The sequence below is a fragment of the Kocuria sabuli genome (assembly GCF_040981185.1).
Lineage (GTDB): Bacteria > Actinomycetota > Actinomycetes > Actinomycetales > Micrococcaceae > Kocuria > Kocuria sabuli.
In genome coordinates, this window is the sequence record NZ_JAVHZE010000020.1 from 1 (window position 1) to 22,132 (window position 22,132).

At 74.0% G+C, this 22,132-nt stretch carries 18 protein-coding genes; 11 read left to right on the forward strand and 7 right to left on the reverse strand.

Annotated features, from left to right (window positions below):
- The first annotated feature begins 294 nt into the window (after positions 1 to 294).
- Positions 295 to 984 (forward strand): hypothetical protein, encoded by a 690-nt coding sequence (locus RE027_RS15295; protein ID WP_368809136.1) that lies wholly within the window; start codon positions 295 to 297, stop codon positions 982 to 984.
- Positions 985 to 1,405: 421 nt separating this feature from the next.
- On the opposite strand, the gene xdhC is transcribed toward RE027_RS15295, so the two are convergent.
- The 3 genes from xdhC to RE027_RS15310 are packed head-to-tail and all read right to left on the reverse strand — an operon-like array spanning position 1,406 to position 6,103.
- Complete coding sequence (gene xdhC / locus RE027_RS15300) at positions 1,406 to 2,215, reverse strand: xanthine dehydrogenase accessory protein XdhC (RefSeq protein ID WP_368809137.1); 810 nt, start codon at positions 2,213 to 2,215, stop codon at positions 1,406 to 1,408.
- Between the two features lies 1 nt (position 2,216).
- The gene (xdhB, locus tag RE027_RS15305; protein ID WP_368809138.1) at positions 2,217 to 4,601 is read right to left on the reverse strand and encodes a xanthine dehydrogenase molybdopterin binding subunit; all 2,385 of its coding nucleotides are present in this window, start codon (positions 4,599 to 4,601) and stop codon (positions 2,217 to 2,219) included.
- A complete protein-coding gene (locus tag RE027_RS15310; RefSeq protein ID WP_368809139.1) occupies positions 4,598 to 6,103 on the reverse strand; it encodes a xanthine dehydrogenase small subunit in 1,506 nt (501 codons plus the stop codon). Before RE027_RS15310 ends, xdhB begins: the two co-directional genes overlap by 4 nt.
- A gap of 311 nt (positions 6,104 to 6,414) precedes the next feature.
- On the opposite strand from RE027_RS15310, the gene RE027_RS15315 reads away from it, so the two are divergent.
- Positions 6,415 to 7,182, forward strand: coding sequence for a hypothetical protein (locus RE027_RS15315; protein WP_368809140.1), 768 nt, complete (start codon positions 6,415 to 6,417; stop codon positions 7,180 to 7,182).
- A gap of 14 nt (positions 7,183 to 7,196) precedes the next feature.
- A complete protein-coding gene (locus RE027_RS15320) occupies positions 7,197 to 7,991 on the forward strand; it encodes a class F sortase (RefSeq protein WP_368809141.1) in 795 nt (264 codons plus the stop codon).
- A 171-nt stretch (positions 7,992 to 8,162) separates the two neighbouring features.
- Here RE027_RS15320 and RE027_RS15325 read toward each other — a convergent pair whose 3' ends face one another.
- Positions 8,163 to 11,669 (reverse strand): bifunctional proline dehydrogenase/L-glutamate gamma-semialdehyde dehydrogenase, encoded by a 3,507-nt coding sequence (locus tag RE027_RS15325; RefSeq protein ID WP_368809142.1) that lies wholly within the window; start codon positions 11,667 to 11,669, stop codon positions 8,163 to 8,165.
- A 129-nt stretch (positions 11,670 to 11,798) separates the two neighbouring features.
- On the opposite strand from RE027_RS15325, the gene RE027_RS15330 reads away from it, so the two are divergent.
- Entirely contained in the window at positions 11,799 to 12,731 is a 933-nt protein-coding gene (locus tag RE027_RS15330) for a LysR substrate-binding domain-containing protein (RefSeq protein ID WP_368809143.1), read from the forward strand.
- Positions 12,732 to 12,817: 86 nt separating this feature from the next.
- Here RE027_RS15330 and idi read toward each other — a convergent pair whose 3' ends face one another.
- On the reverse strand, positions 12,818 to 13,369 hold the full coding sequence (gene idi / locus RE027_RS15335; RefSeq protein WP_368809144.1) for an isopentenyl-diphosphate Delta-isomerase: 552 nt from the start codon (positions 13,367 to 13,369) through the stop codon (positions 12,818 to 12,820).
- A 132-nt stretch (positions 13,370 to 13,501) separates the two neighbouring features.
- Here idi and RE027_RS15340 point away from each other — a divergent pair, with 132 nt between their 5' ends.
- The 5 genes from RE027_RS15340 (at position 13,502) to tgt (ending at position 18,995) form a co-directional block, all read left to right on the forward strand.
- Positions 13,502 to 14,437, forward strand: a complete 936-nt coding sequence (locus tag RE027_RS15340; protein WP_368809145.1) for a pseudouridine synthase — start codon at positions 13,502 to 13,504, stop codon at positions 14,435 to 14,437.
- A complete protein-coding gene (locus RE027_RS15345; protein ID WP_368809146.1) occupies positions 14,434 to 15,684 on the forward strand; it encodes a DUF418 domain-containing protein in 1,251 nt (416 codons plus the stop codon). The genes RE027_RS15340 and RE027_RS15345 overlap by 4 nt, the downstream gene beginning before the upstream one ends.
- 42 nt (positions 15,685 to 15,726) lie before the next feature.
- Positions 15,727 to 16,950: a glycoside hydrolase family 76 protein gene (locus tag RE027_RS15350; RefSeq protein WP_368809147.1), complete on the forward strand. Its 1,224-nt coding sequence runs from the start codon at positions 15,727 to 15,729 to the stop codon at positions 16,948 to 16,950.
- Between the two features lie 127 nt (positions 16,951 to 17,077).
- Positions 17,078 to 17,620 (forward strand): NUDIX hydrolase family protein, encoded by a 543-nt coding sequence (locus RE027_RS15355; RefSeq protein WP_368809148.1) that lies wholly within the window; start codon positions 17,078 to 17,080, stop codon positions 17,618 to 17,620.
- Between the two features lie 73 nt (positions 17,621 to 17,693).
- The gene (gene tgt / locus RE027_RS15360) at positions 17,694 to 18,995 is read left to right on the forward strand and encodes a tRNA guanosine(34) transglycosylase Tgt (RefSeq protein ID WP_387921476.1); all 1,302 of its coding nucleotides are present in this window, start codon (positions 17,694 to 17,696) and stop codon (positions 18,993 to 18,995) included.
- A 66-nt stretch (positions 18,996 to 19,061) separates the two neighbouring features.
- Here the strand turns inward: tgt and RE027_RS15365 are convergent, their stop codons facing one another.
- A complete protein-coding gene (locus RE027_RS15365) occupies positions 19,062 to 19,517 on the reverse strand; it encodes a universal stress protein (RefSeq protein ID WP_368809149.1) in 456 nt (151 codons plus the stop codon).
- 67 nt (positions 19,518 to 19,584) lie between these two features.
- Entirely contained in the window at positions 19,585 to 20,010 is a 426-nt protein-coding gene (locus tag RE027_RS15370) for an Lrp/AsnC family transcriptional regulator (protein ID WP_368809150.1), read from the reverse strand.
- A 128-nt stretch (positions 20,011 to 20,138) separates the two neighbouring features.
- On the opposite strand from RE027_RS15370, the gene RE027_RS15375 reads away from it, so the two are divergent.
- Together RE027_RS15375 and RE027_RS15380 are read left to right on the forward strand one after the other, a co-directional pair.
- Entirely contained in the window at positions 20,139 to 20,327 is a 189-nt protein-coding gene (locus RE027_RS15375; RefSeq protein ID WP_368809151.1) for a hypothetical protein, read from the forward strand.
- A 183-nt stretch (positions 20,328 to 20,510) separates the two neighbouring features.
- Complete coding sequence (locus RE027_RS15380; protein WP_368809152.1) at positions 20,511 to 22,064, forward strand: alanine/glycine:cation symporter family protein; 1,554 nt, start codon at positions 20,511 to 20,513, stop codon at positions 22,062 to 22,064.
- Positions 22,065 to 22,132 lie beyond the last annotated feature (68 nt).

A 22,132-nucleotide genomic window follows, 5' to 3' on the forward strand; every position in this document is an offset into this window, starting at 1 on the left:
GGTGCGGCGGCGCATGGCGGTCTCGGCGGTGCGGTAGGCCCGCAGGGCCTCCAGCACCTGCACCGCACCGGCACCGGTGGCGCCGTCGTCACTGGTGCCGTACCAGTAGCCGGAGGACGAGGGCGCGGGAGAACTCATGCCCCTCATCCTAGGGCACCGACATTCCCGGCGTTCGAGTAACTAGACAAACTAGGGATCATGGACTTGGATGAATGTGGCGCGCATCTCGGGGACCGGACCCCCGGGAACGGTTCGCCACCGCAGGGCCCACAGGGAACGTGAGGAAGGTCGAAGATGAGCCAGCAGGTGCAGCACGGATCCGCGCAGGACGAGATGGAGCCGGCCGCCGCCCGGCCCGCCGCCCTCGGCACGACGACCACGGACCCGGTGCACTGCGGCCGGCCCATGCCGGTGCGCCCGCTCGACCTGACCGACCCGGACGGCCGCGCCAACCACGCCGCGGCCCAGGCCGCCGTGGACGGCCGCCGGCTCCACGCCTGCGCCTGCGGCTTCCTCGTCGAGACGGAGGCCCCCTCGGGCCGGGGAGCGCCGCTCGTCGGCCGCGGGGACGAGCTGCTGTTCCACTCCTTCTTCACCCGGCGGGTGCTGGCCGCGGCCGGACGCGTCGAGACGGCCGAATGGTCCTTCGACCAGCAGGTCGCCGACGCCTCGGCACTCCTGGGGTGCGAGGACGACGCCGCCCGGCGGCTGTGGCTCTTCGAGGCGGACACCGAGTCCGCGCGGTGGGAGCTGGACCAGGCCGTCCACGCCCTGCACGCCGAGCTGCGCCTGGCGGCCTGCCACGGAGTGCCTTTCACCGCGCTGGCCGAGGCGGCGGGCCTGGACGACGAGACCGTCACGGCGGCGATCCACCACGACCCGGTGGCCACGGGTGCCGGGACGACCGGGGGCCGCGCCGCAGCTCCGGCGCACCGCGCTGCGGCGGAGGCCGAGCTCGGCACCACCCTGGCCGTCGCGGGCTGAGCACCCCGACCCCGGGGCGCACCGGACCGGCAGGAGCCGCCCGGTCGGGCATCCTCCCACGTCAGCGCACGAATGGCCCCGGAGTGTGAGCCATCTTACGAAATGATGAACTTTTGTGTACACATCAGTAATCTGACGGTGACGAGCGCGGCCGGCGCACGGGTCCGATGTGCGATGCACGTGGGGGGACACCGGAGCGCAGCCGGCCTGGAGCTCGCGGTGCCGCCCCCGATCTGATCCCTCGTGGGCGGCACCCCCCCTTTCCGGAGCTGCCGCCCGGTCGACCGCGCGGAGCGAGCCGGGCCCTACTCGTCGTCCGCGGACGAGAGCATGCCGCAGTCGGTGTGGTGGCTCAGGACGTTCCCGCGCGTGCCCCGCAGGTGCCGGCTGATCTCCGGGGGCGCCCGTCGCGCCACCGGCCCTACTCGTCGGCGGAGCGCACCGCGAGGGTCCGGAGCAGGTCCGCGGCCACGCTGACCGCGATGACCGCGGGAGCCTTCCCGGGAATGCCGGGCAGCCCCACGGGGCAGGTGATGCGGTCGAGAGCGGCCTCGTCGTGGCCCTCCTCGCGCAGCCGCACCCGGAACCGTGCCCACTTGGCCGCGGAGCCGATCAGCCCCACGGAGCCGAGGTCGCCCCGGCGCAGCGCGGTGTCGCACAGGATGAGGTCCTCCGCGTGGTCGTGGCTCATGATGAGCACGTGCGCACCGGCCGGCAGCGCGGCGAGCACCGCCTCGGGGGCGGGGACGGGGTACAGGTGGACCTGGGCGGTCCCGTCGGTGACGCCGGCGAGGCGGGCGGGCGCCAGCTGTTCCGGCCGGCTGTCCACCAGGTGCAGGTGCAGGGGCAGCCGGGAGAGCACGCGGGCGAGCTCGTACCCCACGTGGCCCACGCCGAAGACCGCCACCGCGGGCCGCGCCCGCTGGGGCTCGAGCAGGACGGTGACCACTCCCCCGCAGCACTGCCGCCCGTGCTGGACGGTCGCGTGCTCGTTGAGGGAGAAGACCATGGTCTCGGGCTCGTCGGCGCCCGCCGCGAGCAGGGCCCGGGCCCGTTCGACGACGGTGGCCTCGAGGTTGCCGCCGCCCACGCTGTCCCACGTGGCCGTCGGCGCCACGACCATCTTGGCCCCGGCCTCCCGGGGGGCGTGCCCGCGGACCTCGGTCACGGTCGCGAGGACGCCCGGCGCGCCCGCCGCCCGCAGGTGCTGCAGGGCGTCCAGCCAGTCCACGTCAGAGCGCCGCCGTCACGGTCTGCGCGGCGGCGGACGCCGGGGTCGCGGGCACCGCGCGCCGGGCGTCCTCGACCGCCCAGAACACCGCCTCCGGGGTGGCCGGACTCGCGAGCGCGATGCTGCGGCCCCCGGGGCCGAAGGCGGCGGCCGCCTCCCGCAGGGCCTCCCGGACGCTGAGGGCCAGCATGAGCGGAGGCTCCCCCACGGCCTTCGATCCGTAGACGACGCCGCTCTCGGTGGCCTGCTCGAAGAGGTGGACGGTGAACTCCTCCGGCATCTCCGAGAAGCTCGGCAGCTTGTAGGTGCTCGCCGACCGGGTGGCCAGCCGCCCCCGGTGCGGGCCGTCGGAGACGTCCCAGCGCAGCTCCTCGAGCGTGAGCCAGCCGGCCCCCTGCACGAAGCCGCCCTCGATCTGCCCGACGTCGATCAGCGGGGAGAGGCTGTCACCCACGTCGTGGACGATGTCGGTGCGGAGCAGCCGGTGGGTCCCCGTGAACCCGTCGACCTCCACCTCGGAGACCGCCGCGCCGTAGGAGAAGTACTTGAACGGCTCGCCCTGCATCCGGGAGCTGTCCCAGTGCAGCCCCTCGGTGCGGTAGTACCCGGCGGCCCACAGCGAGACCCGCTGGAAGTAGGCGTCCCGCGCCAGGTCCGCGAACGCGATGTCCCGGTCGGTGAAGCCGATGCCGGTGACCCGGCCGTCCACGAACCGCACGTCGTCGGGGTGGATGTTCAGCTGCCGGGCGGCGACCTCGGCCAGCCGGTCGCGGATCTGCTCGCAGGCGTTCTTGACGGCGCCGCCGTTGAGGTCGGACCCGGAGCTCGCGGCCGTCGCGGAGGTGTTGGGCACCTTGTCGGTGCGCGTGGGGGCCAGCCGGACGGCCGCGAGCGGGACCCCGAGGGCCGTGGCCGCGACCTGCCGCATCTTGGTGTGCAGACCCTGCCCCATCTCGGTCCCGCCGTGGTTGATGAGCACCGAGCCGTCCTTGTAGACGTGCACGAGCGCCCCGGCCTGGTTGAACGCCGTGAAGTTGAACGAGATGCCGAACTTTACGGGGGTGACCGCCAGCGCGCGCTTGGTGTCGGGGTGCTCGGCGTTGAAGGCCGCGATCCGCTCGCGCCGCCGGTCGACGTCGGCCCGGTCGATCAGCTGCGCCCAGACGGCGTGCAGCCGCTCGGCGTGCCGGACGGGCTGCCCGTAGGGGGTGGTGGACCGGCCCGGGGCGTAGAGGTTGCGCTGCCGAAGCTCGGTGGGGTCGAGGCCGAGCAGCGGGGCGCAGCGGCCCAGGACCTCCTCCACCACGAGCATGCCCTGCGGGCCGCCGAAGCCGCGGAACGCGGTCTGGGAGGTCTTGTGGGTCCGGGCGATCCGGCCGTGCACCTCCACGTGCGGGATCCAGTAGGCGTTGTCCACGTGGCACAGGGCCCGGGCCAGGACGGGTTCGGAGAGGTCCAGGCTCCAGCCGCCGTCGCTGGTCAGGGTGGCCCGCAGCGCCCGGAGGCGTCCGTCGTCGTCGAACCCGGCCTCCCAGCGCGCGTGGAAGGGGTGGCGCTTGCCGGTCATGGTGATGTCCTGGGCGCGGGTGAGGCGCACCCGCACGGGGCGTCCGGTGAGGGTGGCGCCCAGCGCGGCGACGGCGGCGAAGCCGTGGGGCTGCATCTCCTTGCCGCCGAACGCGCCGCCCATCCGCAGGCACTGGACGGTCACCTCGTGGCTGCGCAGGCCCAGGACGTGGGCGACGATCTCCTGGGTCTCCGTGGGGTGCTGGGTGCTGGACTGCACGAAAACCTGGCCGGCCTCGTCGACGTGGGCGAAGGAGGCGTGGGTCTCGAGGTAGAAGTGCTCCTGGCCGCCGATCTCGATCTCCCCCTCGAAGCGGTGGGCCGCGGTCTCCAGGGCGGCGGCGGCGTCACCGCGGCTGAGGGTGGGCCGCATCCCCTGGAAGCTCTCGGCCTCGATCGCCTCGGTGAGGGTGAGCACGGACGGCAACGGCTCGTAGTCGACCTCGACGGCCTCCGCGCCCCGGCGCGCGGCCTCCTGCGTCTCGCCCAGCACCCAGCACACGGCGTGCCCGTGGTACATCACCTCGCGGGGGAACAGCGGTTCGTCGTGCTTGGTCCCGGCGTCGTTGACCCCCGGGACGTCCTCCGCGCCCAGGACCCGCACCACCCCGGGCAGCCCGAGCGCCGGGGCGCTGCGCAGGGCGCGCACGCGGGCGTGGGCGTGGGGGGCCTGGACCGGCCAGGCGTGCAGCACGCCCCGCGTGCGCGCGACCAGGTCGTCGGTGTACAGGGCCGTGCCGGTGACGTGCGGGCCCGCGCTCTCGTGCGGGACGGGGACCCCCACCACGGGGTCGACGGGGCGGTCTGCGAGCGACTTCATCGGGACACCTCCGGAACGGGCGCGGACGGCGTCCGCGCCCAGAACTTCAGCAGGGACTGCTCGAGCATCGCCGAGCGGTAGCGGGCGCTGGCCCGCAGGTCGTCGATCGGGGTGCCCTCCCCGGCCAGCACGGCGGCCGCGGCGGTCACGGTCTCCCGGGTCCACGGGCTCCCCACGAGGGCCTGCTCCGTCCGGTGCGCCCGGACCGGGGTGGCGGCCACCCCGCCGAGGCCGATCCGCGCGGAGGCGACCGTGCCCGCCTCGAGCCGCACCGCGATGCCGACGGCCACGCTGGAGATGTCGTCGAAACGCCGTTTGGCGATCTTGGAGAACGCGGCGTCCGGGGCCAGGGGCAGCGGGATGCGCACGGCGCGGATGATCTCGCCGGGACGGCGGACGCTCCGCCGGTACCCGGTGTAGTACTCGTCCAGGGGGACCTCGCGCTCGCCCTCGCCCGAGGCCAGCACCAGGGACGCCCCGAGGGCCAGCAGTGCGGGGGCGGAGTCCCCGATCGGCGAGCCGGTGCCCAGGTTGCCCCCGAGGGTGGCGGCGTTGCGGATCAGCCGGGAGGCGAACTGCGGGAGGAGCCGGTCCAGCAGGGGCACGCGCCCCGCCAGCTCCCGCTCGATCTCCGAGAGGGTGAGCGCGGCGCCGATCTCGATCCGCTCGGCGCCGGCCTCGAGCCGGCGCAGCTCGTCGAGCCGGTCCACGGCGAGCACCAGCGGCGGACGGGCGTGCCGGAGGTTGACCTCCACGCCGGCGTCGGTGGCCCCGGCGACCAGCTGCGCGTCGGGGTGCTCCCGGAGCCGCTCGAAGAGCTCCTCCAGGGAAGCGGGGCGGAGGAACTCGGCACCGTCGGCCAGCAGCCGGGTGGGCCGGGGCCCCGGCGCGGGCTCCGCCTGGCGCCGCAGCAGGGCGTCCCCGTCCTCGGGGGCGCCCAGCGCGTAGGCGGCGTCCCGGATCGGGCGGTAGCCGGTGCAGCGGCAGAGGTTGCCGCTGAGGGCGTGCAGCTCGAAGCCGTTGGGGCCGCACTCGTGGTCGGCGGCGTGGTCCTCCCCGGCGACCTCGGTCCCGGTGCGGGGGGTTCCGACGGGGGCGCGCCGCTCGGGCCGGTAGTACTCGGCGGCCATCGAGCAGACGAAGCCGGGGGTGCAGTAGCCGCACTGGGAGCCGCCGCGCCCGGCCATCTCGCGCTGGACGGGGTGCAGGCGCTCCGTGGCACCGGGACCGCCCGCCGTGCCGAGCCCCTCGGCGGTGACGATCTCCTGGCCGTCGAAAGCGGCGGCGGGCGGCAGGCAGGCGTTGACGGAGGTCCAGCGGCTCCGGCCGGGCCCGTCCGGCCGGGCCACGAGCACGGCGCAGGCTCCGCACTCGCCCTCGGCGCAGCCCTCCTTGGCACCGGTCAGGCCCTCGCCCCGCAGCCAGTCGAGCAGCCGGGTGTGGGGGCCGGCGTCGCGCGCGGCCCGTTCCTGCCCGTTGACCGTCACGCGGATGCCGTCCATGCCTCACTCCTCGTCGTCCTGCGCCGGCACCCGCCTCGTCGACGGCTCCGGACCGGCCGGGGCGGGGGTCGGGCGGCACGGGTTCCGGCAGGTGCCCGGGGCGCGGTGACACGCGCCACAGTCGGCGCCCGGTGTGAGGAGAGACTATACCGGCCGGGTTACCCGCCCGCATACGGGCCCGGAAGAAGGTTTCCGTCATACGGATTCCCGATCGCACTTTCCGGGAAAGCCTCGACGCCGGGGAGATGATCAGTAAACTGTGCTTTGCGTCACCTTCCTGCCCCGTCGTTCCTGACCGAGAGGCCGATCCCATGAAGAAGTCCGCTCTGCTCGCCGCGCCCGCACTGGCACTCGCGGCCGTGGCCCTGCCCGCCACTTCGGCCACCGCCGCCGAGCACTGGTCCTTCCACGCCGAGCTCGCGCCGGTCAACAACAGCACCGCCGCCGGCCACGCCGCCGTGGACGTCACCGGTCAGGAGGCCACGGTGACCGTCGAGGTCGCCGGCGCCCCCGCCCTGTTCCAGGGAGCCCCCTATCCGCACGCCCAGCACATCCACATCGGGGGCCAGGGCGTGTGCGCTCCCCCCAGCGCCGACGCCGACGGGGACGGCGCGGTCAGCTCCATGGAGGGCCAGCCCTGGACCGGCGGGATCGGCACCTCGCTGACGACCTCCGGGGACACGAGCCCGGCCTCCGCCGTGGCGATCGACCGGTTCCCGGCGGGCGACGCCTACACCTACCAGCGGACCGTCACCGTGGACGCCGCGACGCTGGCCGCCCTGCAGAACGGCACCGCGGTGGTCAACGTCCACGGCGCGGACCCGGCGACCCTCTCCGCCGAGGCCCAGGCGAAGGTGAACCCCATGGCCCCGGCCCTGCCACTGGCCTCCGACATCCCGGTGGCCTGCGGGGTGCTCGCGCCGGCCCAGATGGCGGTGCCCGAGGGCCCGGCGGACACCGGCGTGGAGGCGGCCTCGAGCTCGGACGCCCGCGGCCTGGCCGGTGCGGCCGTGCTGGGGATGCTCGCGCTGGGCGCCGCCGCAGTGGGGCTGCGCCGCCGCACGGCCGGCGGCCGCTGACCCGCGACCACCGCGTGGCCCGGCACCGCGCCGAGACCCGCCACCTCCGCACGGGGGTGGCGGGTCTCGCCGTGGTCCTGGGCCTGTGGTGCACCGGGGACAGCACGGTCACCGTGAGCCCGGCGACGGCGCAGCGTCCCGTCACCGGGCAGCCCGTCCCCCTCGCAGCACCCGCCCCGCCGGAGGTGCGGACGCCCAGCACCGCGGCGCCCAGTGGCCCCACCGTCAGCACTGCGGCGCCCAGTGGCCCCACCGTCAGCACCGCGGCGCCCAGCGCTCCCGCCCCCGCCCCCGCCTCGGCGCCCCGCACCCCGGCGCCCACGGCGGGGCCGGGGACCGGTCCCGGGGTGCTCCCGGCCTCGGCGCCGGTGCAGCTGACCGTGGGGCGCATCGGCCTGGAGGACCGGCTCATGACGCTGGGCCGGCGCCCCGACCGCACCCTGGAGGTCCCGCCGGAGCGCCCCGGCTCCCCGGCCGGCTGGTACCGGGACTCGCCCACCCCGGGCGAGGCGGGACCGGCCGTGCTGCTGGGCCACGTCAACGCCACCGGCGGCGGACCGGGGGTCTTCGCGGACCTGCACCGGCTCGTCCCCGGGGACCGGGTCGCCGTCGCCCGCGCGGACGGGTCCACGGCGGTGTTCGCCGTCGACGCCGTCGAGCGCTACGCGAAGGACGCGTTCCCCACGCTGCGGGTCTACGGCAACACCGCGGGGCCGGAGCTGCGGCTGATCACCTGCGACGGCTACGACCCGGCGACCGGCTGGTTCGCCGAGAACCTGGTGGTCCACGCCTCCCTGGTCCGGAGCTGAACGACCCGCAGCCGAACGCTCCGTGACCGGACGTTCCGCCGCTGAACGCTCCGCGGCTGAACGTCCTGGCTGGGCGCCCCATCGCCGGCCGCCCCCGGACAGCACGGCGCCCCGCCCTGCGGTCCGCCCGGGAACGGGGGCCGCGGCGCGGGGCGCCGTCGCAGCAGTGCGTCAGATCAGGTCGTCCGTGAGGTGGTTCGGCGTGCCGAAGCGGTGCGCGGTGATGCTCACGGCCTGCTCGTGCAGGAACGGCAGCATCTCCACCCGGCCCGCCCCGGTGACGGGGTGGGCGTAGACGGCCACGTCCGGACGGGACCCGGTCGCGGCGATGAAGGCCGCGCGGTCCCCGCCGATGAGGCGGACCCGGCCGCCGCCGAGGGCGGCGGCACCGGCCAGCCAGGCGGCGTCGTCCTCCACCCGGACCCGCACGCCCCGGCCGGTGAGCACGGAGCGCACCGCGGCGGGCAGCTCGAGCGCCGAGGAGACGGTGAGCTCGGCACCGGCCCGCAGGCCGGCGGCGACCACGCGCAGCAGGTCGGCGAGGGGCTCGCCCTCGGACAGGCGCACCGTCACGGGCAGCGGCAGGTAGCGGAAGACGTTGCGCTCCGCGTAGAGCTGCGAGACGTCCCGGGCGACCCCGAACTCCCCGGCCCAGGCGGCCTCGTCGCTGCGCAGCGCCTGCTCGAGGACCTCGGCCTCCTGGGCCGTGACCCCGGCCCGCCCGGCGCGGGCGGCGGTGAGCAGGTCGGTGACGGCGGCGTCGGCCACCGGGCGCCCGGCCCCGCGCAGCGGCGCGGGCTCCCACTCGCCCAGGCCCATGAGGTAGCTCGGGCCACCGGCCTTGGTGCCCGGGCCGACCGCCGACTTCTTCCAGCCGCCGAAGGGCTGGCGCTGGACGATGGCACCGGTGATCCCGCGGTTGACGTAGACGTTGCCGGCCTGGACGTTCTCGAGCCAGTAGCCGATCTCCTCCGGGTCCAGGGAGTGCAGGCCGCCCGTGAGGCCGTACTCGACCTCGTTCTGGATGGCGACGGCCTCCTCCAGGGTCTCGGCGGTCATCACGCCGAGCACCGGGCCGAAGTACTCCACCATGTGGAACTCGGATCCGCGCTGCACCCCGGTGCGCACGCCCGGGGTCCACAGCTTGCCGGACTCGTCGAGCCGCTGCGGCTCGATCAGCCAGGACTGGCCCTCCTCGAGGGTGGTCAGGGCCTGGAGGAGCTTGCCCTCGGCGGGCTCGGTGAGCGGGCCCATCTGCGCGGCGGGGTTGGTCGGGTAGTCGACCGTGAGGGAGGTGACCGCGTCGACGAGCTGGTTGCGGAAGCGGCGGGACTTCGCCACGGACCCGACGAGGATCACCAGGGAGGCCGCCGAGCACTTCTGCCCGGCGTGGCCGAACGCCGAGTAGGCGACGTCCTTGGCCGCGAGGTCGAAGTCGGCGCTGGGCGTGACGATCAGGGCGTTCTTGCCCGAGGTCTCGGCCAGCAGCGGCAGGTCGGAGCGGAAGGAGCGGAACAGCTCCGCCGTCTCGTAGGCGCCGGTGAGGATGAGCCGGTCCACGGACGGGTGGGAGATCAGCTGGCGGCCGAGGGCACGCTCCTCGAGGTCCACGAGGGCGAGCACGTCGCGGGAGACGCCGGACGCGTCCAGGGCCTCCCAGACGGCCTCGGCGACCACGGCGCCGCAGCGCTTGGTGGGACCGGCCGGCTTGAACACCACCGGGGAGCCGGCGGCGAGGGCCGCCAGCACCGAACCGGCCGGGATGGCCACCGGGAAGTTCCACGGCGGGGTGACCACGGTCAGCCGGGACGGCACGAAGGACGCGCCGTCGACCTCGTCCAGCTCGCGGGCGCGCTCGGCGTAGTAGTGGGCGAAGTCGATCGCCTCGCTGATCTCCGGGTCGGACTGGTCGAGGGTCTTGCCGGCCTCGGCGGCCGAGACCTCGAGCAGCTCGACACGGCGGGCGGCGAGGGACTCGCCGGCGCGGTGGAGCACCTCGGCGCGCTGGGCGCCGGTCAGCGCGGCCCAGCCGCGGCCGGCCTCGAGGGCGGCGTCGACGACGCGGTCGAGCTGCTCCTCGGTCCGCAGCGCCGCGGCGGTGACGATCTCCACGCCGACCCGGGAGCCGGGGACCCGTTCGATGATCGCCCGGCCCCAGTCGCGGTTGGCGGCCACGGCCGGGTCGGTGTCCGGGGTGTTCGCGAAGGCGTCGGTCGGGGCGGGCAGCTCCGGCAGACGGCGGTCCTGGACCCGGTTCGGCAGCGGCACGGTGTCGTCGAGCGCGGCGAGCGAGGCGAGGAAGCGGTTCTTCTCCCGCTCGAAGAGCTCCTCGTCGGCGGAGAGCTCGAAGACCGCGGACATGAAGTTCTCCTGGCTCGCGCCCTCCTCCAGCCGGCGGATCAGGTAGGCGATGGCCACGTCGAACTCGGCGGGGTGCACCACCGGGGTGTAGAGCAGCAGGGAGCCGACGTCGCGCTTGACCGCCTCGGCCTGGCCGGTGGCCATGCCGAGCAGCATCTCGAAGTCGATCGCGTCGGCCACGCCGCGATCGGTCGCGAGCAGCCAGGCGAAGGCGATGTCGAAGAGGTTGTGCCCGGCCACGCCGATGCGGACCGCGTCGGCGTGCTCCGGCTGCAGCGCGTAGTTGAGCACGCGCTTGTAGTGGGTGTCCGAGTCCTGCTTGGTCCCCCAGGTGGCCAGCGGCCAGTCGTGCAGGGAGGCCTCGACCTGCTCCATGGGCAGGTTCGCACCCTTGACCACGCGCACCTTGACCCGTGCCCCGCCCGCCGCCCGGCGATCCCGGGCCCACTCCTGGAGGCGGATCATCGCCTGCAGGGCGTCGGGCAGGTAGGTCTGCAGCACGATGCCGGCCTCGAGGTCCTTGAACCGGGGCTGGTCGAGGATCCGGGTGAAGACCGCGAGGGTCATGTCCAGGTCCTTGTACTCCTCCATGTCCAGGTTGATGAACTTCGGGGTGGAGAACGAGGCGGCCCGCGCGTAGAGCGGGGTCAGCTTCTCGACGACCTCGGCCACGGCCTCGTCGAAGGCCCACGCGGAGTGCGGGGCGACGGTGGAGGAGACCTTGATGGAGACGTAGTCCACGTCCGGCCGGGCCAGCAGCTCGTGGGTGCCCTGCAGCCGGCGGTCGGCCTCGCGCTCGCCGAGCACGGCCTCGCCGAGCAGGTTGATGTTGAGCCGGACGTCGTCCTTGCGGATCTTGGCGATCGACTTGCCGAGCTTGGCCTCGCTGGCGTCCACGATGAGGTGCCCGACCATCTCGCGCAGCGCCTTGCGCGCCGCCGGGATCACGACCTGCGGGGCGGCCGGGGCCAGGGCCCCCCCGGTGCGCACCGCGGTGCGCAGGTGCCAGGGCAGGAAGCCGGGGACCTTCGGCGCCAGCCGCGCGAGGTTGCGGGCGGCCACCTTGATGTCCTCGGGGCGGATCACGCCGTCGACGAAGCCGACGGTGAAGTCCAGCCCACTGGGATCCTTGAGCACTCCTGCCAGCTGCTCGCCCGAGGCGTCCTTCGGGAACTGCTCCGCCTCGGTGAGCCAGCGGCGCACCGTGGCCACGGCCTGCTCGGGGAGCGACGCCGGGATGGCGGCGTGGGGAAGGGCGCGTCCGTTCGACGGTTCCGCGGGGGTGTTCGCGGTCGCGGGGACGGGGATCGTCGTCATAGGTGGTACTCCCTGATCTGCGTGGTAAGCACTGGTGCGTCACTCACTATGCGCCTCCTTTCTCTTCGAATAAAGTGATGTTTTCCGTAGATGATCCATCAATGGAAGTGACGATTAGGAGATGGGCCCGTGCTGGACGTGCGCAAGCTGCGGCTGCTGCGGGAACTCGCGCTGCGCGGCACCCTGGCGGAGGTGGCCGCGGCCCTGAACTACAGCCCCTCGGCGGTCTCCCAGCAGCTCTCGGCGCTGGAGAAGGAGGCCGGCGTGGAGCTGCTCTCCAAGGCCGGCCGGCGGGTCCAGCTCACCCCGCAGGCGGAGATCCTGGTGGCGCGCACGGCGGAGCTGCTGGACGTCCTCGAGCGCGCCGAGTCGGACCTCGCGGCGTCGCTGAGCACGGTCACCGGCACGGTGCGGGTCGCCGTGTTCCAGTCCGCCGCCCTGGCCCTGCTCCCGGTCGTGCTGGGCACGATGCGCCGCGAGCACCCGGAGGTGCGGGTGGAGATGGTGCAGGCCGAGCCGGAGCGGGCGCTCTACGAGACGTGGACGCGCGAGTTCGACGTCGTGGTGGCGGAGCAGTACCCGGACCACGCCGCCGCCCACCACCCGGACATGGACCGGCGGCGGCTCATCTCGGATCCCATCCGCCTGGCCGTTCCCCCCGGCCCGGAGCACGCGTCCATCGCGTCGCTGCAGGACGCCCGCGAGCTGCCATGGGTCATGGAGCCCCGGGGCTCGGCCTCGAGGCACTGGGGCGAGCAGCTGTGCCGGCGGGCGGGGTTCGAGCCGGACGTCCGCTTCTCGACGGCGGACCTGCAGGCCCAGACGCGCCTCGTGGAGTCCGGCAACGCCGTGGCGCTCATGCCGGACCTCATGTGGGCGGGCGGGGGATCGCCCTGCCGGCTGGTCGACCTGCCCTCCGCACCCCGGCGGACGGTGTTCACCTCGATCCGCGGCTCGAGCGTGCAGCGCCCGGCCATCCTCGCCCTCCGCGGGGCCCTCGAGACGGTGGCCGCCGAGCTGGCCGCGCGGATGGACTGGGCGCAGGAACGGCCGGCCCCGTAGCCGGACGGCGCAGTCGGAGCGCGTCGGCGGACCGGCCGTGCGGTCGCAGCCTCCGGGGTCCGCGGCCTGCGGTCGTCCGGATCCGGCTAGGGGCGGGCCGGGGCCTGCCCGCTGAGCGCGCGGCGCAGCCGGTCCTCGGCGACCTGTTCCAGCAGCCACGGGCTGAGCAGGAAGGGTGCGGTCCGCGCCGTGGCGAACAGCTCCTCCGGCGCGATCCAGGCGAACTCCGCAACCTCGGCGGGCAGCGGCCGCGGCTGCCCGGCGGCGCGCGCCACGTAGACGGGGCAGAACTCGTTCTCCACGACCCCGGAGGCGTCCACGGCCCGGTAGCGGAACTCTGGCAGCACCTCGGTCACCCCGGTCACCTCGAAGCCCAGCTCCTGACCCGCACGCCGGGCGATGGCGTCCACGAAGCCCTCGCCGGGAGCCGGGTGGCCGCAGAAGCTGTTGGTCCACACCCCGGGCCAGGTCTTCTTGGCGAGCGCCCGGCGGGTCAGCAGCAGCCGTCCGTCGTCGCCGAGGACGTAGCAGGAGACCGCCAGGTGCAAGGGGGTGTCCGCCGTGTGCACCTCCGCCTTGGGCGCGGTGCCGACGGGACGGTGCGCGTCGTCGAGGAGGACGACTTCTTCGATTGCCATGGGCCTCGTTCCGGTCGGTGGCAGCAGGTGGTCCGCTCCCATTCTCGCAGGCCCGGGCGCCGGCGGCACCCGGGTCCGCGCCCGGGCCCACCGAGTGGACAAGTGCCCGTGGGCGGAGCACGATCGGACACCATGCGACGACGTCGGCCCGCCTCCGCCCCCCTGCCCCTGCGGGACGGTGTGGACCCCGTCCGGGTCCGGCTGCCGGCGGCGCCGGAGCACGGCACCGTCCGCGACTACCTGCTCGCCCGGTTCCCGGCCTCCGCGCCGGAGCTGGAGGAGCTCTTCGTCTCCGGGGGGATCGTCGACGGCAACGGGCGGTCCCTCGCCCACGACGCCCCCTGTGAGCCCGGCGGCTCGGTCTGGTACCACCGGGCCCCGCCCGTGGAGCCGGAGCTGCCCGGGGACCTGCCGGTGCTGTTCGAGGACGAGTGGCTGCTGGCGGTCGACAAGCCGCACGGCCTGCCCACCACCCCGCGCGGCGGGTTCGTGGCCCAGAGCGCGCTCGTGAAGCTGCGCCGTTCCCGCGGTGAGGACCGCCTCTCCCCCCTGCACCGGCTGGACCGCGGCACGGCCGGGGTGCTGCTGCTGTCCCGGGACCCCGCCACGCGCGGCCGGTTCCAGACCCTGTTCCAGGAGCGGGCGGTGCGCAAGGAGTACGAGGCGGTGGCCGCGCACCGGCCGGGGCTCGGGCTGCCGCGCGTCGTCGAGTCCCGCATCGTCAAGGACCGCACCTGCCTGCAGGCCCGGGAGGTGCCGGGCCCGGTCAACGCACGCACCGTCGTGGACCGGACGGGCTCCCCGTTCACGGACGAGGAGGGCACCTGGGCGCGCTACCGGCTGCGGCCCGAGACCGGGCGCACCCACCAGATCCGGGTCCACCTGGCGGGCCTCGGCGTCCCGGTCCGGCACGATCCCCTCTATCCGCAGGTGCTGCCGGCCGGCACCGAGGACCCCGGCCGGCCGCTGCAGCTGCTGGCCCGCCGGGTCGCCCTGACCCACCCGGTGACGGGCCGCCCGCTGGCCTTCGAGAGCCGGCGCGCCCTCCGGACCGGGGGCGCCGCGTGAGCGCGCCGCGCACCGGTCCGGCGGCCGCGCGGGTCCCGGCGCCGGACGTGGTCCGCGGGCTCATGCTCTGGGTCATCGCGGTCGCCAACATCACCGCGTGGATCTGGGCGCCCGGGCCCACGGACGGTCCCCGCGACCGGCCGCTGGGGGCCGGGGCGGGCGCGGCGGGGTGGACGGCGGACGACGTGGTCAACACCGCGATGTCCATGTTCGTGGACGGCCGCGGCTTCCCCCTGTTCTCGTTCCTGGTCGGGTACGGCGTGGGCCAGATCGCGGCCCGGGAGGCCGCCCGGGGCACACCTCTTTCCCTCGCCCGGGGGCTGCTGCTGCGGCGCTACGGGTGGCTGCTGGTCGTCGGGGCCCTGCACGCGTGCCTGCTCTTCCCCGGAGACATCATCACCGCCTACGCCTTCGGCGGCCTGTTCCTGGCGCTGCTGATCGCCGAGAGCACGGCGACCCTCGTGATCCTCGCCGCCCTGGGCTCCGTGCTGATGGCCCTCTACGGCGCGGCGAGCTGGGCCGTCCGGGATCCCGGCACCGCACCCTTCCCCAGCCTCGTCACGGACTCCGTGCAGGAGCACTTCGCCCTCGTGCTGGCCGAGGGGCTCGGGGTGGTCGCCTACGCCCCGCTCCAGCTCCTGGGCCTGCTGCCCATGCTGCTGCTCGGCCTGGCCCTGAGCCGCCACCGGGTGCTCGAGGAGCCCGGGGCCCGCCGCGGCCGGCTGCTCGGGACCGCGGCGGCCTGCATCGGGGCCGGCCTGCTCACCGGCGTCGGCACGGGCCTGCTGACCACGGACATGCTCGAGCCCTCCACGGCCGCCGGGGCCCTGCTCACCGGCCTGGACTCCGTCACCGGCGCCGCGCAGGGCATCGGCTACGCGCTCGTGGTGGCCCTGGTCTGCGAGCGGGTCCAGCGGCGGACCGGGGACGGGGCCACCGCCCTCCGGGGGCGGGAGCACCCCGCGCTGTGGTCGCTGCAGGCCCTCGGGCGCCGGTCGATGAGCGGCTACCTCGCCCAGTCCGTGCTGTTCACGGTCCTGCTGCCGCCGTTCGCGCTGGGGCTCGGCCGCTCCCTGACCCCCACCGCCGCGCTGTTGCTGGGCTCCGCGGTGTGGCTGGCCACCCTGCTCGGCGCCGTCCTGCTCGAGCGGCGGGGTCTGCGCGGACCCGCCGAGACGGTGCACCGGCGGTTGTTCCTCGGCGCCGCCCGGGACCGGTCCGGCCCGCACCCTCCGACGAGCGCATAAGCTCGGGGCAGCATCCCCTCCCCCACCAGCACAGGAGCCGCCATGCCCACCACCACCGGCGCGAGCGCCACGCCCCGCACCCTCTCCTCCGGCCCGGCCGAGCGCGCCGGCGAGCGCGCCGACACGGCGGCCCGGTCGGTCCGCGAACTCTTCGGCGGGCGGGCGCTGGGCGTGCCCGGCACCCTGCTCGGCGCACCCGCGCACCCGTGGCCCCGGACCCGCACGGCACCGTGGCACTACTGGTGGCAGGCGCACCTGCTCGACGCCCTCGTGGACGCCGGCCTGCGGCACCGGGACGAGCCCGTCCGGGCGGAGCCGTTCCGCCGTGAGGCGCACCGGCTGCTGCGGGGCATCACCCTGCGCAGCGGCGGACGGGTGACCCGCAACTCCTACTACGACGACATGGCGTGGCTGCTGCTGGCCGTGGGCCGGCTCACCGCGCTGGACCACGCCCTGGCCGGCCGGGCGGACGTGGCGTGCCTGGACGCGGGCAGCGCCCTGCTGGCCCGGATCGAGCAGGGGCACACGACGGACCTGGGCGGCGGGGTCTTCTGGAACACCCGTCACGACGTCAAGAACACCGCCTCCTCGGCCCCCGCGGCCCTGGCCTTCGTGCGCACCCATCGCACCGAGCAGGCCCGGGCGGTGCTCGCGTGGCTGCAGGAGACCCTCTGGAACCCGGAGCGGAAGGTCTTCCACGACGGGCTGCTCCTGGTCGCGGCCGGCTCCGGCACCGAGGTGACGCGGCTGGACGAGCGGCTGTTCAGCTACAACTCCGGGCCCGTGCTCGGAGCGCTGCTCGAGCTCGCGGACGCCCCGGGGACGGGCGCCGACGAACGGTCCCGCCTGCTGCGCACGGCGGCCGACGTGGTCGCCGGCGCCGCGGAGACCTTCGGCCGGTCCGTGGACGGGCACCGGGTCCTGACCACGCACGGCGGCGGGGACGCCGGGCTGTTCAGCGGGATCCTGGCCCGCTACCTCGCCGAGGCGGCCCGGCGCCCGGAGCTGCCCGAGCAGGCCCGGCGCACCGCCGCCGAGCTGGTGACCGGAACCGCCGAGGTCCTGTGGGCGGGCCGGCGCGAGGCCGACCCGGCGGCGGTCCACGGCGCGCCGTCGTCCGCCGCCGGGGAGACGGTCGCGATCTTCTCCCCGGACCCGGCGCGTCCCGCCCGCGAGTCCCAGCGCCCGGGGGCGCCGGTGGAGCTGTCCACCCAGGTCCAGGCCTGGACGGTGCTGGAGGCCGCCGCCCGGCTGGACCGCGCCTGAGCGGGGCGGGGGCGGGTGGACCGCGCCTGAGCGGGGCGGGGGCCGGCGGCTCCGCTGAGCGCTGAACCGGCGGCCCGGGCCGGGGTCGATCGTGGCCGCGCCAGGAGTCATGGGATAGAACAGCAGTATGAACTTCCTCCGCACCCCCGATCCGAACCCCGGTTGGCTCAACGAGGACGATCTGCAGGAGGCCCGGCGTCGACTGCCGATGGTCTACGTGCAGGCGCTGCCGGTCCGGCTCGACCCGCTGGGCTACCTCTCCGAGATCGGGCTGCTGCTGCAGGCGACCCCCGAGGGGGAGATGATGTACACCTTCGTCTCCGGCCGGGTGCTGTACCGGGAGACCATCCGGGCCGCCCTGCTGCGCCACCTCGAGAAGGACCTGGGCGCCATGGCCTTCCCGCAGCTGCCGGTGTCCACCACCCCGTTCGCGGTGGCCGAGTTCTTTCCCTCCCCGTCCGAGACCGGGCTGACCGACGACCGCCAGCACGCCGTGGCGCTGAGCTACATCGTGCCCGTGCGCGGTGAGTGCAGCCCCCGTCAGGACGCCCTCCAGCTGTCCTGGATGAGCCCCGAGGAGGCGCTCAGCCCCGAGGTCCAGGCGGAGTTCGCCGGGGGCCGGGGAGACCTGGTCCGCCAGGCCGTCGCCCACGCCGGCTGGGGCCGCTGAGCAGCACGCCCAGCACGACGCACAGCGCCGGCAGGGCCTGCGCCCGGGGCGGGCGGTGACGCACAATGGACCGGTGCCCACACCGGTCGAGTCCTCCGCGTCCCCCACCGCCCGCGCCGCCTTCGGCTTCGAGGTGGAGCACCGGCTGGACGGGACCGCACGCATCCCCGGTGGGCGAGTGGCCGCCGACGGCGGCCCGCTCCTGGGCCGCACCGGGACGATCAGCACCCCGCACGGGATGATCCGGACCCCCGCGTTCGTCCCCGTCGGCACCGCGGCCACGGTCAAGGCCGTGCTGCCGGAGTCCATGGCCGAGCTCGGCGCGCAGGCCCTGCTCGCCAACGCCTACCACCTCTACCTCCAGCCCGGGGCGGACGTGCTCGACGCGGCGGGCGGGCTCGGGGCGTTCATGAACTGGGGCGGACCCACCTTCACGGACTCCGGCGGGTTCCAGGTCATGTCCCTGGGCTCGGGCTTCAAGAAGGTGATCGACATGTCCACCGTCGCCGCCTCCGCCGCGGGCGACGACGACGTCGCGACCGGCAAGGACCGCCTGGCCCGGGTCGACGACGACGGGGTCACGTTCGTCTCCCACATCAACGGGGACGTCCACCGATTCACCCCGGAGATCTCGATGCAGGTGCAGCACCGGCTCGGGGCGGACATCGTCTTCGCATTCGACGAGCTGACCACGCTGCACAACTCCCGGGACTACCAGGAGACGTCCCTCGAGCGGACCCGCCGGTGGGCGCAGCGCTGCGTGGCCGAGCACGCCCGGCTCACCGAGGAGCGTGCGGGCAAGCCGTACCAGGCGCTGTTCGGCGTGATCCAGGGCGCCCAGTACGAGGACCTGCGCCGGAAGGCGTGCCGCGACCTCGGGGCGATGGACTTCGACGGGTTCGGGATCGGCGGGGCGCTGGAGAAGGAGAACCTCGGCACGATCGTGCGCTGGTGCGCCGAAGAGCTGCCCGAGGACCGCCCGCGGCACCTGCTGGGGATCTCCGAGCCGGACGACATCTTCACCGCCCTGGAGAACGGCGCGGACACCTTCGACTGCGTCTCGCCCACCCGGGTGGCCCGCACGGGGTCCGTGTACGGCCCGGACGGCCGGTTCACCGTGAGCAACGCCCGCTTCCGGACGGACTTCTCGCCCGTCCAGGACGGCTGCGACTGCTACACGTGCACGCACTACACCCGGGCGTACCTGCACCATCTGTTCAAGGCCAAGGAGCGGCTCTCCGCGACGCTCGCGTCGATCCACAACGAACGGTTCGTGGTGCGCATGGTCGACGGCGCGCGGCAGGCCATGGCCGACGGCACCTACTTCGAGTACCGGGACGAGGTCCTGGGCCGGTACTACGCGCGCCGGGGCTGAGCCGTTCGTCCCCGCGGGCCTGCGCCGCCGGTCCGGGGCGTGCTGGTCCGGAGCAGGTCCGCGGACTCAGCCCGGCCGCTCGGCGTCGCCGGCCACCTCGGGCAGCACGAGGACCGGGCACGGGGCGTGGGCGACGCACGCGGAGCTGACGGAGCCCATCAGCAGGCCCCGGAAACCACCGTGCCCCCGGCGTCCCACCACCAGCATGGTGGCGCCCTCGCTGTGGTGGATGAGCACCCGGGGCGGGTGGCCGAACTCGACGACCGTGCTCAGCCCGGCCGGCAGGTCTCCCCCGAAGGCCTCCTGGAGCGCGTCGTCCACGCGCTTCCGGGCCAGCTCGTCGAAGTGGTCGTCCTTGAAGCGGGCGAAGCCCACGTACTCGGGCGGATTCTCCCAGGCCCCCACCGCCTTGATCCCGGCCCCGAGCTCGGGGGCGAGGCGCGCGGCCCAGCGCAGTGCCCGCACCGACTGCTCGGACCCGTCGACCCCGACCACGATCACTGCGTCCTGTCCGTTCTCCATGTCGCACCCTCCGCCGCCGTGCCGATGATGACGTGCGTCCAGTATCCCCGAGCCGCCGTCGTCGGGCTCACAGATGCGAGAGGATGACGGAACTGCGTGTGTGGTTGATGCCCTTCCACTCCCGGATCCGGACCATGACGTCCTCCAGGTGGGCGGTGTTCTCGGCGCGGATGAGGAAGATGCCGTCCGCCTCCCCGGTCACCGTGTAGGCGTCCGTCACCTCGGCGATCTCCGCGGCCATGGTCCGCATCATCGACGGCGACAGCCCGCCGTCGCAGTGCAGCTCCACGAAGGCCTCGATGTTCCACCCGAGCACCGACTGATCGATCTCCGCGGTGAAGCGCTTGACGGCACCCGACTGCTGCAGCGCGTCGACCCGCCGCTTCACCGCCGGGGCGGACAGCCCCACCTTCTTCCCGATGGCCGCGTAGCTGCGGCGGCTGTCCTGGATGAGTGACGCAATGATTTGCTGGTCGATATCATCTAGACGCAACGATTATCTCCTATGGTGCGTGTTATCAGACTGGATGCTTCACTATCGGGCCGTTAGACTTTAGATGTCAACTGCGCCGACCGTGTCGCAGATCTCCCCGCACCGCACACAGAAAGCTGGATGCTCCCGTGGCTCTCCTCTTCGTCTTCGGCCTCCCCGCCGTCCTCTTCACCGCGATCGGCCGCGCCGCTGCTCCGGCCCGCTCCGCCTCGTTCGGCGAGACCGTCCGCCACGCCGGCGGCGACCTCGTCCGCGGCCTCCGAGTGTGCGCCATGACCGCCCCGCAGCACCTCACGAGCACGTCCTCCAGCCGCTGAGCCACCACCCCCGGTGACGGTGCGGGCGCACCGTCACCGGGGTGCGAACCGCGCGCCCCCTCCCCCGCGGAAACCGATATCTACTGGTACGTCAAGTATTTACATTCGGGGACACGTGTTTCTGTTGCCAACGGGCCGTCCAGGGGGTGTAGTTGGTGGATGGCGATCATTCAAGCGGTACCCATGTCTCCGGTCGCGGAGGACATCGGCTGGCTGGCCGCGATCGACCGAGCGATCAACTCGGCCTTCGCACCCATCACCGAGGTCTTCAACGCCATCGTCTTCTACCCGATCACCGTTGCGGGTGTCAGCTTTCCCTTCGTGGTCGCGTGGCTGATCGCGGCCGGCGTGATCTTCACCATCTACTTCGGGTTCATCCAGTTCCGCGGCCTCAAGGTGTCCTGGGACGTGGTGCGGGGCAAGTACTCCACCAAGGACGATCCCGGTGAGGTCCCGCACTTCCAGGCCCTGACCTCCGCGCTGTCCGGGACCGTGGGCCTGGGCAACATCGCCGGTGTGGGTGCGGCCATGGCCCTCGGTGGGCCGGGTGCCACCTTCTGGATGATCTGCGCCGGACTGCTCGGCATGGCCACCAAGTTCGCCGAGTGCACCCTGGGCGTGAAGTACCGCGAGGTCCACGAGGACGGCACCGTCAGCGGCGGGCCGTTCCGGTACCTGCTCGTCGCGTACGGCAAGTTCGGCAGCGTCGTCGCCAAGATCTTCACCGGCATCTTCGCCGTGGCGATTCTCCTGTTCGGAGCGGCCGGCGGCAACATGTTCCAGGCGAACCAGACCTACGCCCAGGTGCGCAACGTCACGGGCGGCCCCGACGGCTTCCTCGGCAGCGCCGGGGCGGCGCTCATCTTCGGGCTCATCCTCGCCGGTCTCGTCGGCGCGGTGATCATCGGCGGCATCAAGTCCATCGGTGCCACCACGAGCAGGCTCGTGCCCGCCATGGCCGCTGTCTACGTCACCGCGTGCCTCATCGTGATCCTGGTCAACATCGGACAGGTCCCGGCGGCCTTCGCCTCGATCATCAACGGCGCCTTCTCGCCGGAGGGCATGGCCGGCGGCATCCTCGGTGTCATGATCGTGGGCTTCCAGCGCGCGGCGTTCTCCAACGAGGCCGGTCTGGGCTCCGCCCCGATCGCCCACTCGGCGGTCAAGACCACCCGGCCCGTGAGCGAGGGCTTCGTGGCCATGTTCGAGCCGTTCGTCGACACCGTGATCATCTGCACCATGACGGCCCTGGCGATCATCATCGCCGGTGCTCCGAGCCTGCAGGCCGGCATCGACCAGGTGCAGGCCGGTGAGGGCGCCCCCGACGGCGTCATCCTCACCTCGGACGCCTTCGCCACCGTGATCCCCTGGTTCCCGGTCGTCCTGGCCATCGCGGTGACGCTGTTCGCGTTCTCCACGCTGATCACCTGGTTCTATTACGGGCTCAAGGCCTGGGAGTTCCTCTTCGGCCGCAGCCGCACGAGCGACAACATCTTCCGTTTCATCTACCTGTTCTTCACCGTCGCCGGCTGCGTGCTGACCTTCAGCGAGGTCATCGCCTTCGCCGACGCGGCCCTGTTCGTCTGCGGTTTCGTGAACCTGCTGGGCGTCTACCTGCTCCTGCCCGTGATCAAGCGGGAGATGAAGGAGTACCTCGCCGATCGCAAGAGCGGCAAGCTCAACATCCTCGGCGCCGAGCCGACGAGCGGGTCCACCTCCGCCCGCCCCAAGGCGTAGGGCACGCCCCACGCCGTAGGTACTGCCGAACGACGCCGTCCGGCCCTCTGCACGAGGGCCGGACGGCG

What these genes read in the sequence shown, in the direction of transcription:
- RE027_RS15295 (WP_368809136.1), top strand. Translation starts at nt 295, where the DNA reads ATGAGCCAGCAGGTGCAGCACGGATCCGCGCAGGACGAGATGGAGCCG.
- xdhB (WP_368809138.1), bottom strand. Translation starts at nt 4,601, where the DNA reads ATGAAGTCGCTCGCAGACCGCCCCGTCGACCCCGTGGTGGGGGTCCCC.
- RE027_RS15310 (WP_368809139.1), bottom strand. Translation starts at nt 6,103, where the DNA reads ATGGACGGCATCCGCGTGACGGTCAACGGGCAGGAACGGGCCGCGCGC.
- RE027_RS15315 (WP_368809140.1), top strand. Translation starts at nt 6,415, where the DNA reads ATGAAGAAGTCCGCTCTGCTCGCCGCGCCCGCACTGGCACTCGCGGCC.
- RE027_RS15325 (WP_368809142.1), bottom strand. Translation starts at nt 11,669, where the DNA reads ATGACGACGATCCCCGTCCCCGCGACCGCGAACACCCCCGCGGAACCG.
- idi (WP_368809144.1), bottom strand. Translation starts at nt 13,369, where the DNA reads ATGGCAATCGAAGAAGTCGTCCTCCTCGACGACGCGCACCGTCCCGTC.
- RE027_RS15340 (WP_368809145.1), top strand. Translation starts at nt 13,502, where the DNA reads ATGCGACGACGTCGGCCCGCCTCCGCCCCCCTGCCCCTGCGGGACGGT.
- RE027_RS15350 (WP_368809147.1), top strand. Translation starts at nt 15,727, where the DNA reads ATGCCCACCACCACCGGCGCGAGCGCCACGCCCCGCACCCTCTCCTCC.
- RE027_RS15355 (WP_368809148.1), top strand. Translation starts at nt 17,078, where the DNA reads ATGAACTTCCTCCGCACCCCCGATCCGAACCCCGGTTGGCTCAACGAG.
- RE027_RS15365 (WP_368809149.1), bottom strand. Translation starts at nt 19,517, where the DNA reads ATGGAGAACGGACAGGACGCAGTGATCGTGGTCGGGGTCGACGGGTCC.
- RE027_RS15380 (WP_368809152.1), top strand. Translation starts at nt 20,511, where the DNA reads ATGTCTCCGGTCGCGGAGGACATCGGCTGGCTGGCCGCGATCGACCGA.